The following is a 15,010-nucleotide window of genomic DNA, read 5'->3' on the forward strand; positions in this document are numbered from 1 at the left end:
CCGGCCGGGGCTACATGTTGCCCAAGGGCTCGATGTCGACCCGCACCGGAGTGCCCCACACCCGCAGCACCTCGTAGTCGGTGAACTCGTGCACGATCCGGTACGCCATGGCGGGCCGGGGCCCGCGCCGCTGCGCCGCGATGAACAGCTCGGCCTCGCGCCGGTCCCGGCGCGGGGTCCCGCACAGCTGCCACGACTGGCCGTTCCACAGTTCCGGCAGCCAGCGCTGCTGTGGCTCCGGCCGGTCACCGCGCACCCCGTAGCGGGACGGGGCGGGCTCGGCGGGCCGGTGCTGCGGGGCGGGGCCGTTGAACTCGGCGCGGCGGGCGGCGCGGCGCCGGGTCTCGCAGAGCAGGCACAGGTCCGGGGCGCTCTCGTCCACCGGACCTGTGGGGTGCTCGGCGCAGCGCGTGCTGGGCGCGGCCGTGGTGACGCTCTCCTCCAGCAGGTCCAGGGCGCGCCGCAGATCGTCCTTCACCTCGTGCAGCCGGGCGTCCGGGGTGTCGGGGGACAGCGCCTCGCCGTGCTCACCGAGCACACGCAGGGCGCGGCCCAGGGCGGTGAGCTGCGCGTGGTTCATGGGTTCGTCTCCGTGTCGGGTGCCCTCCAGTATCCGCCCCGTCCTCAGCCCCCGTCGCCCGCCTTCGCCAGCGCCGCGCGCAGATGGCCGCCGGACTCCGTGAGGAGACGGGCGGCCGTCGGGGCGTCCACATCGGCCAGGACGACCAGGATCGCGTGCTTGACCTCGCCGTCCGTCGCGGTCAGGGCGTGTTCGACGACGTCGTCCTCCGCCCCGGTCACCTGGGCGACGATACGGCGGGAGCGGGCGCGCAGCTTCTCGTTGGACGCGCGGACGTCGACCATCAGGTTCCCGTACGTCTTGCCCAGGCGGATCATCGTGATCGTCGACAGCATGTTGAGGACGAGCTTCTGCGCCGTACCGGCCTTTAGGCGGGTGGAGCCGGTGACGAACTCGGGTCCCACGACGACCTCGATGCCGTGCTCGGCCGCCGCCGCCAGCGCGCTGCCCCGGTTGCAGGCCAGGCCCACGGTGAGGGCACCGCGTGCGCGGGCGTACTCGACGGCACCGACGGCGTAGGGGGTGCGGCCGGAGGCGGAGACACCGACCACCGTGTCGTCGGCGGTCAGCGCCAGCGCGGCCAGGTCGGACTCGGCCAGCTCCCGGGAATCCTCGGCGCCCTCGACCGAGGTGACCATGGCGTCCGGCCCGCCCGCGATCAGGCCGACGACCCGCCCGGGGTCGGTGTTGAAGGTCGGCGGGCACTCGGAGGCGTCCAGCACGCCCAGCCGGCCGGCGGTGCCCGCGCCCGCGTAGAGCAGCCGGCCGCCCCGGGCCATCCGGGCGGCGATGGCGTCGATCGCGGCGGCGATCGCCGGCACCTGCTCGCCCACGGCCCTGGCCACGGTGGCGTCCTCACCGTTCATCAGCCGAGCGATGTCGAGCGTCGGCAACCGATCGACCTCCGCAAGCTCAGGACGGAACGCCTCAGTGGTGAGCGTCTCCAGTTGGGCGCGCAGATCACGGTCGTGGGAGGTGGGATTCATGGCGGATCTTTCCAGTCCGGAGTTGGGCAGCACACTCAGGGGCGCGGGGAACTGCGCGACAAGCCACGGATCACCCGCGGATCATCACGGCGGCGGCGCGGCCCTACGGCCCCTTGCGGAGCACCCTGTGTCGGTGTGCCAACGCCTCGTACGACGCGGCCAGCGCAGGCGCCGCCGACTCGTACGTCCGCTGCGCCACCCCCACGAACAGACAGTCCACCACCAACAACTGCCCCGTCCGGGACGACATCGCCGCCGGCCGCAGCTCGCTCTCCCGTGCCGTGGACGTGGTCAGGACATGATCGGCGTACTGGGTGACGGGACCGTCCGGGCGGCCGGTGACCGCCACCGTCGTCGCCCCGTGTTCGAAGGCCACCCGGAGCGGTTCGATCACGTCCCCCGTCGATCCGGAGTGGGTGATGGCGATCGCCACATCACCCGCGCGCAGCTGCACCGCGTTGGTGACGGCGAGGTGCGGGTCGCTGTGGGCGTGCGCCATCAGGCCTATGCGCAGCAGCTTCTGGGTGAGATCCTGGGCGACCAGCCCCGACGCGCCGACGCCGTACACATCGGTGCGGCGGGCGCCGGCCAGGGCGGTCACGGCGGCGGCGAGCTGGACGGTGTCCAGTCCGGCCGCGGTGTCGGCGAGGGTCTGCTGCTCGTCGTAGGCGAGTTTGGCCACGACGTCGGCTATCGGGTCGTCCACCGCGATGTCCGTGGTGATGGCGGGCGCGCGGCCGGACTGCTGCTGGGCGGCGAGGCCGGCCAGCGCCAGCCGCAGATCGCGGTAGCCGGGGTAGCCGAGCAGGCGGGCGGTGCGGACGACGGTGGCCTCGCTGGTGCCGGTGAGCTCGGCGAGTCCGGTGACCGTGAGGGCCGCGCAGCCGGCCGGGTCGTCGGCGACGGCCTCGGCGACCCGCTGCATGGAGCGGGTCATCGACGGAGCCAGCGTGCGGACCTTGGCCGCGAGGGCGGCGGGCGCGGGCGGGTTGGGCGTGGTGCCGCCGCCCGGGGCGCTCGCGAAAATTTCCTTCACTTCATTGGTCACGATATGAAAGATATTTTCGTCCCGGTGGTGCGGTCAAGAGTGCGCACAATGGGTGCATGGACCCCCACACCCCCCACGGCGGACCCGGCGACGCCGGCGGCCATCCGGTCAGCCCCCTGGAGCAGGCACTGCACGCGGCACGCGCCCTCGTGCTCGCCGATCTGGTCGCGCGCGAGGTCGCCGAGGCGGACGTGGTGTCCCTGGTCGAGGAGTCCGTCACCCACCGGCGCTGGTGGGTCGAACAGTGGCCGGACGGCGCCGGATTTCTCGCCGGCCTGGTCGCCCAGGACGTACAGGACGCCCTGCTGGAGAGGTACGGGCGCTGGCCGCTGTGCCCGGTGTGCGGCGCGGGCGACCCGCACGCGCTGGAGGTGGAGCCGGAGCTCGGCCCCGACCCGCACTGGGTGTGCCACAAGGCGGGCGTGAAGGTCGCGGCCGTGGGCGGACTGGGCGGGGCGGCGGGCGGAGCGGTCTCCTCGTGACGGTGTACATCGACCCGCCCACCTGGCCGGGCCACGGCCGGATGTGGTCCCACCTGGTCAGCGACCACTCCTACGACGAACTGCACACCTTCGCCGACCGCCTCGGCGTTCCCCGCCGCGCCTTCGAACGCGACCACTACGACATCCCGCAGCACCGCTACGCCGACGCGGTGCGCGCGGGGGCGGTGGAGGTCAGCAGCCGAGAGGTGGTGCGGCTGCTGCACGGGGCGGGGCTGCGGCGCCGCAAGGGCTCGGTTCAGCCGCGGAGTTCGTAGGAGATCTGCCCCTCCCGCCGGGACACCTCGGTGAAACCGGCCCGGGTGACGACCTTCTGCGAGGGCACGTTCTCCTCGTCGACGACGGCCATCACGGTCCGTACGCCGTCCTGCTCCAGCGCCCAGCCCGACAGGGCGCGCAGCGCCTCGGTGGCGTAGCCGTGGCCGCGGGCGTCCACGGAGAGGTCGTAGCCGAGCTCCACCCTGCCGTCCTCGTCCGGGACGGAGTGGAAGCCCATCGCGCCCACCGCGCGGTCGTCCTCGCGCCGGACCAGGACGTACATGGCCCACTCCGGGTGGAAGACGCCCTCCTCGTACTGCTTGAGCAGCATCCCGGCGCCCTCCCGCGTCCCCTCGAACGGTCCGGAGTCCACCCAGTCGAACCCGCCGTCACCGGCGAGGGACAGATCGGCCGCGGCCGCCGGGGTGACGCCCTCCAGGGTCAGCCGCTCGGACCGGAGCACGGGGTTGTTGCTCCAGGACCACTCGGTGACGGGTGCCCGGCCGGGCAGGTCACCGCGCCCGGTGGCCCACAGCAGCGTCTCCCAGGGGGTCGGGCCGGGCCGGACCTGCGGGAAGATCCGGGTGAGGACGAAGGAGGCCGGCTCGGCCGGGGGCTCGTGGGCGATCCCCAGCCCCTCGGCGACGTCGTGCGTGTGCAGCAGCACCTCGGCCACGCCCATCGCGGCGAAGCCCTCCCGGTTCGCGTGCCCGAAGGGGTACGGGTGGAAGGCGCGGACCGCGCGCGGGGTGGTGCGGATCGCGGCGGCCAGCAGGGCGCCGGTCGCCTCGATCGTCCTCAGGACGCCGGTGTTGTCGGTCCCCTCGTCGAGCGCGATGCCGAAGGGAAGACGGGCGTGGGCGGAGCGCCCCGCCAGGCGACCCGCGTACGCGATGAGATCGTCCGCGATGTGCGCCGCCGCCTGCCGGCAGCTCCACTCCAGCCGCCCGGCCGTCACCCCCTCCCAGTCCCGGTCGGTGACCGTCCCCAGCACCGCCACGCAGTCCGCGACGGCTTCCTCCACCTGTTCCGCTCCCGAGGCACGCATGACGGGCAGGCTAGGCGGGCGGCGCGGGCGCGGTCGACAGCATTTCCAGTTCGCCGCGCATGTTGTAGCGGGCGGTGGCCTCCCAGTGCTCCCGCCCGTAGGGGGTGTGGAACAGGCGCGGGAGGCCGAGGAGTTGCCGCAGCACCTCGGCCCGGCCCGTGCGGAAGGCGTCGTTCGGCACGAAGTGGTACTCCTCGCGGACGGCGGCGGCGTAGGCGGCGTACGACGACGGCGACGAGGCGAGGATCGCGAGATCCGCGTCGCACAGCACCTGCCCGTCGCGGTCGTCGTCGGCGGGGTCGTGCGTGACGGTCAGCCGGACCAGCCGGGCCACTTCGGCGGTCTTCTCCGCCGGCACCCCGGCCTCGGGGAGCGCGCGCTCGGCGAGGCGGGCGGAGCGCTCCTCGTTCTCCGACCGCTCCGGTAGGTACACGGCGTCGTGGAACCAGGCGGCGAGCCGTACGACGTCCGGGTCGTCCGCGTGCTCCACCAGCTCGTCGACGTGATCGAGGACCGCCGTGAGATGGGTGAGCGTGTGGTAGTGCCGCTGCGGCTCCCGCCACCGCCCGATCAGATCGTCGGCATACGGCAACGGATCGGGCCCGCCCCCGGACCCACGGGCCCCTTCCAGGGCGCGGACGAATCGTGCACGCAGGGCTTCGGTGTCGGCCATGGCCTCATTCTCCTCACCGCGCGCCCGTCCACCACTAGCGTGGGCGGCATGACGACTCCTGCGGATGTGCAGAACGTACGTGACCCCGAGCTGCCCGGGCGGCTGCTGGCCGTTGAGCGGGACGTGCTGATCCCGTCGCTGCGGGGGAGGGCCGAGGCGGACTTCGCGCTGCCGGTGGTGGCGTGTCCGGGGTGGACGGTTCGGGATGTGCTGGCGCACTGCTCGGCGGCGCTGTCGCGGGTGGTGGAGAGCCGGTTCGAGAAGGGGGTGTTCTCGCCCGAGTGCAACGACCGCGACATCGCGGAGCGGGCGGAGTGGACCAACGCCCGGGTCGTGGACGAGCTGGAGCGCGGGATGACCGAGGCGGGGCCCGTGATCGCCAAGGCCGGAGGTGTGCTGGACGCCGTCGCGCTGGGCGAGTGGGTGCACGCGGGGGATGTGCGGGTCGCCTTCGGGGAGCCGGGGGCGTACGCGGGCGCGGGGCTGCCGTACGCGCTCGCCCTGCTGAGCCAGGTGACGAGCCTGCGGAGCCATCTGCCGCTGCACGCCGACCTCGACGACGCCGACGAGCCGCTCCGGCTGGGCGACGCCACGGGGGAGCGGCCCCCGGCGCGGTTCATCGGCGACGGCCCGACGCTCGTACGGCTGTACGCGGGGCGGCCGGTGGACGGCGCCGCGTACGAGCTGGCCGGGGTGGAGGAGGCGGAGCTGAACATCTTCGGGGACTGACCGGAGGGGCGGGGGAGCCCTCGGCGGGTGGTCGGGCGTAGTCTTGGAATGGACTAGACCTCTAGCGGACAGAACTGTCCTGTAGCAGCCGACCGAGCCCGACGAATGGGGTCCCATGAGCAAGCGTGCAGTCCTGGAGGTGATCGCCCTCGACGTCGAGGACGCGGTCGCCGCCCAGGCCGGAGGTGCGGACCGCCTCGAGCTGGTCACCGACATGGCGGCGGACGGGCTGACACCGTCCGCCGCGACCGTCGCGGGGATCCGCGCGGCCGTGGACATCCCGGTGCGGGTGATGCTGCGGCTGGCGGACGGGTTCGCGGCGGGGTCCGTCGAACGGCTGGTGGCGGCCGCCCGCGCGATGCGTGAGACCGGGGCGGAGGAGTTCGTCCTCGGGTTCCTCGACGCGGACGGGGATGTGGACCTGGGGGCGGTGGAACGGGTCGCCCGCGAGCTGGAGGGGTGCCGGTGGACGTTCCACCGGGCCATCGACCGGGCCGCGGACCGGGACGCGTTGCGCAAGCAGCTCGCGGACTTTCCCGGGCTGGACACGTATCTGACGGCCGGGGCGGCCGGTGGGGTGGACGCGGGGCTGTCGACGCTGGTCGCGGAGGCGGGGCGGCGGGGGGAGCCGGGGTACGAGCAGCAGCTGCTGGTGGGGGGTGGGTTGCGGTTGGACCATGTGCCGGGGTTGTTGGGTGCGGGGATCGATGCGTTTCACATCGGCGGAGCCGCCCGTCCGGATGGGTGGGGCGGGCCCGTTTCGGCGGATGCGGTTGCCGAGTGGCGGCGGGTGTTGGGCGGCTGAGCGGGGTTTTTGCTGGGCGGGGGTGGGTCGCGCGGCCCGGCGCTTGCGGGGTGCCGCTGCGCCCACCCGTGCCGCCCCAGCGGCACGACTGCCCGCAGCTAGGTCAGCTGGGTGGGGAGGGCTGTCGTGTGCGTCACGATTAGGCCTGATACCGCTCGGGTCAGGGTTACGTAGAGGCGGCGGAGGCCGGTGCGTTCGTCGGGTTCGGCGTCGACCACCGCGCGGGGTTCGTCCAGGAGTACGTAGTCGTACTCCAGGCCCTTCGCCAGGGAGGCGGGGACCAGGGTCAGGCGGGTGTCGTGGGTCGTCTCCTCGCCGGGGGCGATGTACGTGAGCCCCGCCGCCGTCAGTTCCTCCGCCAGCTCCGGGACGCGGGCGTCCGCCGCGATCAGGCCCACCGAGCCCTCGTTGCACAGCAGTTCGCGGCACGCGGACACCACGTCGTCCGTCCCCTCGGACCGGCGGACCTCGAAGAAGCCCGGGTTCTCGCGGATCGACGCCACCGGGGTCAGACCGGGCGCGATGTGCGGGAGCAGCCGGGAGGCGTAGGTGATGACGTCCGTCGGGACGCGGAAACCGGCCGTCAGCTCCTCGATCACCGCGTCCTGCTTGCCCAGGTGGAGCAGTGCCTCCTCCCAACTGCGCGTCGCCCAGGGGGTGGTGCCCTGCGCCAGGTCGCCCAGGACGGTCGCCGAGCCGGTCGTGCAGCGGCGCCCCACCGCCCGGTACTGCATGGGCGACAGGTCCTGCGCCTCGTCGAGCACCACGTGTCCGAGCGAGGGCGTGCGCTGGATGAGGTCGCCCGCCTCGTCGATCAGCACCGCGTCGGCGGCCGACCACTTCGCCGACTTCACCGACCGCGCGGGCCTGGCCCACAGGATCGCCTTCTGCTCCTGCCCGTCGAGCAGCCCTTCCGCGTGCTCCGCCAGGAACTCCGGTTCGCCCAGCAGTCGCAGCACCAGCTTCGCCGGGTCGACGGCCGGCCAGACCGTCTTCACGGCCGCCTTCACCGCGCTGTTGCGGGCCACCGCGTCCTGCACCCTGTCGTCCGGCGCCTCACCGGCCCGCTCCATCTGCACCAGCACGGCGTGCGCGATGCGCTGCGGAAGTGCCTCGCGGGCGGCGCCGTAGCGGATGTCGCGCTCCAGCAACTGGCGGACGATCTCCTCCAGTTCGTACGCCGGTACCCGCCAGCGGCGCGATCCGCGTACGACCACGACCGGCTCCGTGGGCATCGTGACGTGGGAGTAGAGGGCCCTGCGCAGCACCTGTGCCATCCGGGCGTCGCCCTTGACCACCGCCGCCGACGCGTCGTCCGTCCCGCGCACCTCGACGTGTGCCACCAGGTCGTCCACCGTGGCCTGGGCGACCGCCAGTTCGCCGAGCGCGGGCAGCACCTGCTCGATGTAGTGCAGGAAGGAGCGGTTCGGGCCGACGACCAGTGTGCCGGTGCGGGCCAGCCGCTCCCGGTGGGCGTACAGCAGATAGGCCACCCGGTGCAGGCCGACGGCGGTCTTCCCGGTACCGGGACCTCCCTGCACGCACACGCTGCCGGACAGGCCGGACCGTACGATCTCGTCCTGTTCGGGCTGGATCGTGGCGACGATGTCCCGCATCGGGCCGACGCGCGGGCGCTCGATCTCCTGCTGGAGCAGCCTGCTGGTGGTGGCCGCCTCGGTCGGGTCGGAGAGGTGCTCGTCCTCGTACGCGGTGAGGTCGCCGCCGGTGTAGCCGAAGCGGCGGCGCAGCGCGATGTCCAGCGGGTCCTTCTTGGACGCCCGGTAGAACGGCTGCGACACCGGCGCACGCCAGTCGATCACCATCGGGTCGCCGTCCGCGTCGTGCACGTGCCGACGCCCGATGTAGAAGCGTTCGCCCTCGGCGCCCTCGGCCTGTTCCGCGCCGGGGGAGTGCAGATAGTCGAGGCGGCCGAAGAACAGCGGCGTGTCGCTGAGGTCGGCCAGGGCCTTGATGCGCTCCTCCATCTGGTGCTCCAGGACGGCCGCGTTGACCCAGTTCGCGGTGACGTCGCTGATGTCGAGGGCCTCGACGTCCTCGCGCATGGCACGCAGTGCGGAGCGGGACGCGGAGAGGTGGGCGCGCTCTCGGGCGAGCGGATCGTCTGCGGGGGTGGTCGCGGGACCGTCTACGGGTTCGCCTACGGGTTCGTCTACCGGCGTGGACGCGGACAAGGGAGTGCCTCCGGGGACCTGCTGCTGGGCTGCTGCGAAATGCCGCCCGGTTTCCGTCCGGGCGGCGGCGCTCCGTGAGGGGAGGCGGGCAAGAGCGGAGATTCTAGGGTGTGGGTCCGGAGCGGTCCAAACCATTTATGCGTCCCCTAGGGGACGGGCCGTCCTGCCCGGGGGGTAGGGGTCGCCCTGGAGGCGTACGCGGCGGCCCGGTGGATCGGTCCCTGCGGCCGATGCCCGGGCCGGGGCCGGAGAGCAACCATGGAGACATGAGCGCAGCGACCCTCCACCCCACCACACCGCCGGTCCGTCCGACCGGCGCGACGCCGGTCCAGGGCAGTCACCCGCACCGTCTCGGTGACGCCCTGCGCGCCGTGAAGGTGTTCTTCGGCGCCGCCTTCGACGTGATCGTCCTCGGCGAGTACGGCGAGGAGGCCGGCGTCCGCCGCAAGTAGCCCCCGGAACCCCTGGGTTCCTCTACCCGCGGTCAGAGGCATGCTCCTCGGTGGCCGTTTCGGCCGATTCGGCTTTCGTGTGGAGGATCTCGCGGGCCTGCTCGGCGGCGCGGGTGATCGCCTCCGAGATGAAGTCGAGGTAGCGGGCCACGTTCTCCAGGCGCGTGGCGGCCGGTGTGCCGGGTCCCATGATGCCGACCCCCTGCCGTGAGGTCTCGGCGACCTGGGCGGTGGACTGTGCGCTGGCGACCATCGACTGGTACCAGATGTCGTCGTCGACGCCGTAGCGCTCGCGTCGGCCTTCGTGGCGTTCCCGCCGGATGAGGCCCTGGCCCTCCAGGAACGTGACCGCCTTGGAGATGGACGCCGGACTGACCTCGAGGCGCTGCGCGAGTTCGGCGGCGGTGAGGCTGCCGGAGTCGGTGAGGGTGAGGCAGGCCATGACCCGGGCCATCATCTTGGGCGTGCCCGACGCTATGAAGACGGTGGTCAGCGTCTCCTCGTACTCCCGCACGGCCTCCGCGTCGCGGCCGTAGTCCTCCGAGAGCGCCTTCGGGCCCCGGGGCGCGGTCTGCTTGCGCCGGTGGGCTCGGCGTTCGGTGGCGTGGTGGGCCAGGTCCGCGCGGTAGCCGGTGGGCCCGCCGTTGCGCATGACCTCACGCGTGATCGTCGAGGTGGGGCGGTCCAGGCGCCTGGCGATCTCCGCGTAGGCGAGGCCGTCGGCCAGCCCGAGCGCGATCTGCTGGCGTTCCTGCTGGGTGAGCCTGCCTCCTGGCAACGCGATCTCCTTCAGTGGTCCGTGGTGCCGTCAGCATAGCGTTCACTTCCATTCCATTGCAACGCACGGGCTTCTGTTGTTGCGTTAAATTCAGAACCGTTGCAACGAAATTACTACACTGACCTGCATGTATCTCTCTTTCATGCAACGAAGCTGTTGCCGCAATCATGAACGCAACGTAGCGTTTCCGGTGTCAGAAACGACGCCACGAAGGAGTGCACGATGCAGTTCGACACGCCCACCCCCATCTCGGTCGTCCTCGACATCCCCGCGGGCCGCATCCGGTTCATCGCCGCCGACCGGGCCGACACCCTCGTCGAGGTCCTGCCGGCGGAGGCCGGCAAGAGCCGCGACACGAAGGCCGCGGAGCAGACCCGGGTCGCCTACGGCGACGGGGTCCTGCGGATCGAGGCCCCGCCGGCGAAGAACCAGCTCCTCGGTCCGTCCGGATCGGTGGAGATCACCGTTCAGCTGCCCGCCGGCTCCCGCGTCGAGGGGAAGGCGTCGGCCGCCGAACTCCGGGGCGTCGGCCGGCTCGGCGACGTCGTCTTCGAGGGCGCGCAAGGGCCGGTCAAGCTCGACGAGACCGCGGGCGCCCGCCTCTCCGTCCTCGCCGGCGACGTCTCGGTCGGCCGACTGGGCGGTCCCGCGGAGATCAGCACCCAGAAGGGTGACCTGCACGTCGCCGAGGCCGTGCGGGGCACGGTCACGCTGCGCACCGAGCAGGGCGACATCACGGTCGGCGCCGCCCGCGGAGTCTCCGCCTCCCTGGACGCCGGCACCGGTTACGGCCGGATCCACAACTCGCTCAGGAACGCCGACGGCGCCGCCGCCGGCCTGAACATCCACGCGACCACCGCCTACGGCGACATCACCGCCCGCAGCCTGTAAGCCTCCAAAGGAGAACCCCTCATGACCGGCTTGGCCATCGCGGCGAACGGGCTGCGCAAGTCCTACGGCGACAAGGTCGTGCTCGACGGCATCGACCTGAGCGTCCCGGAAGGCACGATCTTCTCCCTGCTCGGCCCGAACGGCGCCGGCAAGACCACCGTCGTCAAGATCCTCTCCACCCTGGTCACCGCGGACGCGGGCGGGCTGCGGGTCGGCGGGCACGACCTCGCCACCGACCCGCAGGCCGTGCGGGCCTCGATCGGGGTCACCGGCCAGTTCTCCGCCGTCGACGGTCTGATCACCGGCGAGGAGAACATGCTCCTGATGGCGGACCTGCACCATCTCTCCAAGCAGGAGGGACGGCGGGTGGCCGCCGAGCTGCTGGAGCGCTTCGACCTCACCGACGCGGCGAAGAAGCCCGCCTCCACCTACTCCGGCGGCATGAAGCGCCGCCTCGACATCGCCATGACCCTGGTCGGCGACCCGCGGATCATCTTCCTCGACGAACCGACCACCGGCCTGGACCCCCGCTCCCGCCACACCATGTGGCAGATCATCCGCGAACTGGTCACGGGCGGCGTCACCGTCTTCCTCACCACCCAGTACCTGGAGGAGGCCGACGAACTCGCCGACCGCATCGCCGTGCTCCACGACGGCAAGATCGCCGCCGAGGGCACCGCGGAGGAGCTCAAGCGGCTCGTCCCCGGCGGACACGTCCGCCTCCGCTTCACCGACCCGGCCGTCTACCGGTCCGCCGCCTCGGCACTGCGCGACGCCGCCCGGGACGACGACGCCCTCGCCCTCCAGATCCCGAACGACGGCAGCCAGCGCGACCTGCGCTCCGTCCTCGACCGGCTCGACTCCGCCGGCGTCGAGGCGGACGAGCTGACCGTGCACACCCCCGACCTCGACGACGTGTTCTTCGCCCTGACCGGCGGCGCCGCCGTCCCCGCCCAGTCCAAGGAGGCCGTCCGATGAGCACCTTCGCCCTGGCCGTGCGCGACTCGTCCACGATGCTGCGCCGCAACCTGCTGCACGCGCGGCGCTACCCGTCGCTCACCCTGAACCTGCTGCTCACGCCGATCATGCTGCTGCTGCTCTTCGTCTACATCTTCGGCGACGTGATGAGCGCCGGCCTCGGGGACGGAGGGGCGGACCGCTCCGCGTACATCGCCTACCTCGTCCCGGGCCTGCTGCTGATGACCATCGGCAGTACCACGATCGGCACCGCCGTCTCCGTCTCCATGGACATGTCCGAGGGCATCATCGCCCGGTTCCGCACGATGGCCATCCACCGCGGGTCGGTGCTCATCGGGCACGTCGTCGGCAGCGTGCTCCAGTCGGTCGCGAGCGTGGTCCTCGTCGGCGCCGTCGCCGTGCTCATCGGCTTCCGCTCGACGGACGCCACGGCCCTGGAGTGGCTGGCGGCGTTCGGGCTGCTCGCGCTGTTCTCCCTGGCGCTCACCTGGATCGCGGTCGGCATGGGCCTGATCAGCCCGAACGCCGAGGCCGCCAGCAACAACGCGCTGCCGCTGATCCTGCTGCCGCTGCTGTCCAGCGCCTTCGTCCCGGTCGACGGGATGCCGGGCTGGTTCCAGCCCATCGCCGAGTACCAGCCCTTCACACCCGCCATCGAGACCCTGCGCGGTCTGCTGCTCGGCACGGAGATCGGCCACAACGGCTGGCTGGCCGTGGTCTGGTGCCTGGGCCTGGCGGTGCTCGGCTACTTCTGGTCGGCCGCCAAGTACAACCAGGACCCGAAGTAACCCCCGTGACGGCGCGGGCCATGTCCCGCGATCCGTACCGCCCGAGGGCGGCGTACTCCGACACCGCGTCGGCGCACGCCGCCCCGTCGGCGTTCCGAGGACGCGCCCGCGCTCAGCTGTCCGCGAGCAGCTCGTCCGCGTCCATGATCCGGTAGGCGTAGCCCTGCTCCGCCAGGAACCGCTGGCGGTGCGCCGCGAAGTCCTGGTCGATGGTGTCCCGGGCGACCACGGAGTAGAAGTGGGCCTGGTGCCCGTCCGCCTTGGGCCGCAGCACCCGGCCGAGCCGCTGCGCCTCCTCCTGACGGGACCCGAAGGTGCCCGACACCTGGATGGCGACCGTCGCCTCCGGCAGGTCGATCGAGAAATTCGCGACCTTGGACACGACCAGGACGCTGATCTCGCCCTCCCGGAACGCGTCGAACAGCTTCTCCCGCTGCGCGTTGGACGTCTCGCCCTTGATCACCGGCGCGTTCAGATGCTCGCCCAGCTCGTCGAGCTGGTCGATGTACTGCCCGATGACGAGGATCTGCTGCCCCTCGAACCGCCGGACGATCGCCTCCGTCACCCTCTGCTTGGTGGCCGTGGTCGAGCAGAACCGGTACTTCTCCTCCTGCTCCGCCGTCGCGTACGCCAGCCGCTCGGAGTCGGTCAGATTGACCCGGACCTCCACGCAGTCGGCCGGGGCGATGTAGCCCTGTGCCTCGATCTCCTTCCACGGCGCGTCGAACCGCTTCGGGCCGATCAGCGAGAACACGTCCGACTCGCGGCCGTCCTCGCGGACCAGGGTCGCCGTCAGACCGAGCCGCCGCCGGGCCTGGAGGTCGGCGGTGAACTTGAAGACCGGGGCGGGCAGCAGGTGCACCTCGTCGTAGAGGATCAGGCCCCAGTCCCGGGAGTCGAACAGCTCCAGGTGGGGGTAGATCCCCTTCCGCTTCGTCGTCAGCACCTGGTAGGTGGCGATGGTGACGGGCCGGATCTCCTTCTTCGTCCCGCTGTACTCGCCGATCTCGTCCTCGGTCAGCGAGGTCCGCCGCACCAGCTCGTGCTTCCACTGCCGGGCCGAGACGGTGTTGGTGACCAGGATCAGCGTGGTCGACTTCGCCTGCGCCATCGAGCCCGCGCCGACCAGCGTCTTGCCCGCGCCGCAGGGGAGGACGACCACACCGGAGCCGCCGTGCCAGAAGTTCTCCACGGCCTGCTTCTGGTACGGGCGCAGTGCCCACCCGTCCTCGACCAGCTCGATGGGGTGCGCCTCGCCGTCCACGTACCCGGCGAGGTCCTCGGCGGGCCAGCCCAGCTTCAGCAGCGTCTGCTTGATCTGCCCGCGCTCCGAGGGGTGCACGACGACCGTGTCGGGGTCGATCCGGGCGCCGACGAGCGGGGCGATCCGCTTCGAGCGCAGCACCTCTTCGAGGACGGGCCGGTCGGTGCTGGTCAGGACGAGACCGTGCGCCGGGTGCTTGACCAGGGTGAGCCGGCCGTAGCGGTCCATGGTGTCGGCGATGTCGACGAGCAGCGCGTGCGGCACGGGGTAACGGCTGTACTGGACCAGCGCGTCCACGACCTGTTCGGCGTCGTGCCCGGCCGCCCGCGCGTTCCACAGGCCGAGCGGGGTCACCCGGTAGGTGTGGATGTGCTCGGGCGCCCGCTCCAGCTCGGCGAAGGGCGCGATGACCCGACGGCAGTCGTCGGCCTGCTCGTGGTCGACCTCGAGAAGCAGAGTTTTGTCGGACTGGACGATGAGCGGACCATTCACGCGCGGCTGCCTTTCTGCGACGGGCTCGGCACGGGCACTGCACGGCCAAACGTCCAGTTTGCCTGATCGCGCGCCTTCGCGGTCCTGAGCGGCCCGGCTACTTCAGCGCGGGCAGCGTGAGGTTGTTCACCAGCGGCCCCTCCACTCCGGCGAGCGGCCCCTCCACTCCGGAGAGGGGGATCGGCAGCGGCAGCGCGGCGGCGGCCGGGGCGAGGGCCACGACGAGCGCGACCGCGGTGAGACAGACGGCGACGAACGTACGGGGCCGGGGGCGGCGGAGCCTGGAACGCACGGGGCACCTCTCGGTCGGGTGTGACGAGCCGCGACGGGCCGGTCCCGGGGACGAGGGCCGGCCCGCCACGAACGAGAAACGGATCAGAACGCGAAACGGTCAGGACACGGGACGTGTCAGAAGGTCACGCCCCCGGTGAGATCGATCCCGACCGCGGCGGCCTCGGCGGCGAACGCTCCGAGCAGCGCGGCGGTGGACGTCAGAACAGCGGCGACACGACGAACGGCACGCATGGGACTTCCTTTCTGTTGCGTGC

General features: G+C 72.1%; 17 protein-coding genes. 8 read left to right on the top strand and 9 right to left on the bottom strand.

The genetic code is table 11. The features are described 5' to 3' along the window. Positions 1-10: 10 nt before the first annotated feature. The 3 genes from ACZ470_RS20200 to ACZ470_RS20210 all read right to left on the bottom strand — a co-directional run bounded on the left by ACZ470_RS20200 (position 11) and on the right by ACZ470_RS20210 (position 2,614). Positions 11-580, bottom strand: coding sequence for a hypothetical protein (locus tag ACZ470_RS20200; protein ID WP_468428908.1), 570 nt, complete (start codon positions 578-580; stop codon positions 11-13). 44 nt (positions 581-624) lie between these two features. Continuing rightward, positions 625-1,566, bottom strand: coding sequence for an N-acetylmuramic acid 6-phosphate etherase (murQ, locus tag ACZ470_RS20205; RefSeq protein WP_468428910.1), 942 nt, complete (start codon positions 1,564-1,566; stop codon positions 625-627). Positions 1,567-1,669: 103 nt separating this feature from the next. Then, positions 1,670-2,614 (bottom strand): MurR/RpiR family transcriptional regulator, encoded by a 945-nt coding sequence (locus ACZ470_RS20210; RefSeq protein ID WP_468428911.1) that lies wholly within the window; start codon positions 2,612-2,614, stop codon positions 1,670-1,672. Between the two features lie 56 nt (positions 2,615-2,670). Between ACZ470_RS20210 and ACZ470_RS20215 the strand changes: the two genes are divergently transcribed. Both ACZ470_RS20215 and ACZ470_RS20220 read left to right on the top strand, forming a co-directional pair. Further along, positions 2,671-3,096: a hypothetical protein gene (locus tag ACZ470_RS20215; protein ID WP_468428913.1), complete on the top strand. Its 426-nt coding sequence runs from the start codon at positions 2,671-2,673 to the stop codon at positions 3,094-3,096. Then, positions 3,093-3,371 carry a DUF4031 domain-containing protein gene (locus tag ACZ470_RS20220; protein WP_468428915.1) on the top strand — a complete coding sequence of 93 codons (279 nt, stop codon included), beginning with the start codon at positions 3,093-3,095 and terminating at the stop codon, positions 3,369-3,371. Before ACZ470_RS20215 ends, ACZ470_RS20220 begins: the two co-directional genes overlap by 4 nt. Here ACZ470_RS20220 and ACZ470_RS20225 read toward each other — a convergent pair. Next, on the bottom strand, positions 3,353-4,396 hold the full coding sequence (locus tag ACZ470_RS20225) for a GNAT family N-acetyltransferase (protein WP_468429207.1): 1,044 nt from the start codon (positions 4,394-4,396) through the stop codon (positions 3,353-3,355). The genes ACZ470_RS20220 and ACZ470_RS20225 overlap by 19 nt on opposite strands. Positions 4,397-4,430: 34 nt before the next feature. Further along, positions 4,431-5,093, bottom strand: coding sequence for an HD domain-containing protein (locus ACZ470_RS20230; protein WP_468428917.1), 663 nt, complete (start codon positions 5,091-5,093; stop codon positions 4,431-4,433). Between the two features lie 48 nt (positions 5,094-5,141). Between ACZ470_RS20230 and ACZ470_RS20235 the strand changes: the two genes are divergently transcribed. Together ACZ470_RS20235 and ACZ470_RS20240 are read left to right on the top strand one after the other, a co-directional pair. Beyond that, entirely contained in the window at positions 5,142-5,822 is a 681-nt protein-coding gene (locus ACZ470_RS20235; protein WP_468428918.1) for a maleylpyruvate isomerase family mycothiol-dependent enzyme, read from the top strand. 115 nt (positions 5,823-5,937) lie between these two features. Continuing rightward, positions 5,938-6,627: a copper homeostasis protein CutC gene (locus ACZ470_RS20240; RefSeq protein WP_468428920.1), complete on the top strand. Its 690-nt coding sequence runs from the start codon at positions 5,938-5,940 to the stop codon at positions 6,625-6,627. A 98-nt stretch (positions 6,628-6,725) separates the two neighbouring features. Here ACZ470_RS20240 and ACZ470_RS20245 read toward each other — a convergent pair whose 3' ends face one another. Further along, complete coding sequence (locus tag ACZ470_RS20245; protein WP_468428922.1) at positions 6,726-8,819, bottom strand: HelD family protein; 2,094 nt, start codon at positions 8,817-8,819, stop codon at positions 6,726-6,728. Between the two features lie 266 nt (positions 8,820-9,085). On the opposite strand from ACZ470_RS20245, the gene ACZ470_RS20250 reads away from it, so the two are divergent. Then, positions 9,086-9,271: a hypothetical protein gene (locus ACZ470_RS20250; protein WP_468428923.1), complete on the top strand. Its 186-nt coding sequence runs from the start codon at positions 9,086-9,088 to the stop codon at positions 9,269-9,271. A 22-nt stretch (positions 9,272-9,293) separates the two neighbouring features. On the opposite strand, the gene ACZ470_RS20255 is transcribed toward ACZ470_RS20250, so the two are convergent. After that, entirely contained in the window at positions 9,294-10,049 is a 756-nt protein-coding gene (locus tag ACZ470_RS20255) for a helix-turn-helix domain-containing protein (protein ID WP_468428924.1), read from the bottom strand. A 222-nt stretch (positions 10,050-10,271) separates the two neighbouring features. Here ACZ470_RS20255 and ACZ470_RS20260 point away from each other — a divergent pair, with 222 nt between their 5' ends. From ACZ470_RS20260 to ACZ470_RS20270, 3 genes are read left to right on the top strand one after another with little or no spacing between them, the layout of a single operon-like run. Beyond that, a complete protein-coding gene (locus ACZ470_RS20260) occupies positions 10,272-10,940 on the top strand; it encodes a DUF4097 family beta strand repeat-containing protein (RefSeq protein WP_468428925.1) in 669 nt (222 codons plus the stop codon). Positions 10,941-10,961: 21 nt separating this feature from the next. After that, complete coding sequence (locus ACZ470_RS20265) at positions 10,962-11,918, top strand: ATP-binding cassette domain-containing protein (protein ID WP_468428926.1); 957 nt, start codon at positions 10,962-10,964, stop codon at positions 11,916-11,918. Continuing rightward, complete coding sequence (locus ACZ470_RS20270; RefSeq protein ID WP_468428927.1) at positions 11,915-12,706, top strand: ABC transporter permease; 792 nt, start codon at positions 11,915-11,917, stop codon at positions 12,704-12,706. Before ACZ470_RS20265 ends, ACZ470_RS20270 begins: the two co-directional genes overlap by 4 nt. Positions 12,707-12,818: 112 nt before the next feature. On the opposite strand, the gene ACZ470_RS20275 is transcribed toward ACZ470_RS20270, so the two are convergent. Both ACZ470_RS20275 and ACZ470_RS20280 read right to left on the bottom strand, forming a co-directional pair. Continuing rightward, on the bottom strand, positions 12,819-14,462 hold the full coding sequence (locus ACZ470_RS20275; RefSeq protein ID WP_468428928.1) for a DNA repair helicase XPB: 1,644 nt from the start codon (positions 14,460-14,462) through the stop codon (positions 12,819-12,821). A 97-nt stretch (positions 14,463-14,559) separates the two neighbouring features. Beyond that, a complete protein-coding gene (locus ACZ470_RS20280; protein ID WP_468428929.1) occupies positions 14,560-14,754 on the bottom strand; it encodes a hypothetical protein in 195 nt (64 codons plus the stop codon). Positions 14,755-15,010: the final 256 nt, after the last annotated feature.

The organism is Streptomyces sp. NPDC031111, assembly GCF_055570675.1.

What these genes read in the sequence shown, in the direction of transcription:
- ACZ470_RS20200 (WP_468428908.1), bottom strand. Translation starts at nt 580, where the DNA reads ATGAACCACGCGCAGCTCACCGCCCTGGGCCGCGCCCTGCGTGTGCTC.
- murQ (WP_468428910.1), bottom strand. Translation starts at nt 1,566, where the DNA reads ATGAATCCCACCTCCCACGACCGTGATCTGCGCGCCCAACTGGAGACG.
- ACZ470_RS20215 (WP_468428913.1), top strand. Translation starts at nt 2,671, where the DNA reads ATGGACCCCCACACCCCCCACGGCGGACCCGGCGACGCCGGCGGCCAT.
- ACZ470_RS20230 (WP_468428917.1), bottom strand. Translation starts at nt 5,093, where the DNA reads ATGGCCGACACCGAAGCCCTGCGTGCACGATTCGTCCGCGCCCTGGAA.
- ACZ470_RS20235 (WP_468428918.1), top strand. Translation starts at nt 5,142, where the DNA reads ATGACGACTCCTGCGGATGTGCAGAACGTACGTGACCCCGAGCTGCCC.
- ACZ470_RS20240 (WP_468428920.1), top strand. Translation starts at nt 5,938, where the DNA reads ATGAGCAAGCGTGCAGTCCTGGAGGTGATCGCCCTCGACGTCGAGGAC.
- ACZ470_RS20250 (WP_468428923.1), top strand. Translation starts at nt 9,086, where the DNA reads ATGAGCGCAGCGACCCTCCACCCCACCACACCGCCGGTCCGTCCGACC.
- ACZ470_RS20260 (WP_468428925.1), top strand. Translation starts at nt 10,272, where the DNA reads ATGCAGTTCGACACGCCCACCCCCATCTCGGTCGTCCTCGACATCCCC.
- ACZ470_RS20265 (WP_468428926.1), top strand. Translation starts at nt 10,962, where the DNA reads ATGACCGGCTTGGCCATCGCGGCGAACGGGCTGCGCAAGTCCTACGGC.
- ACZ470_RS20270 (WP_468428927.1), top strand. Translation starts at nt 11,915, where the DNA reads ATGAGCACCTTCGCCCTGGCCGTGCGCGACTCGTCCACGATGCTGCGC.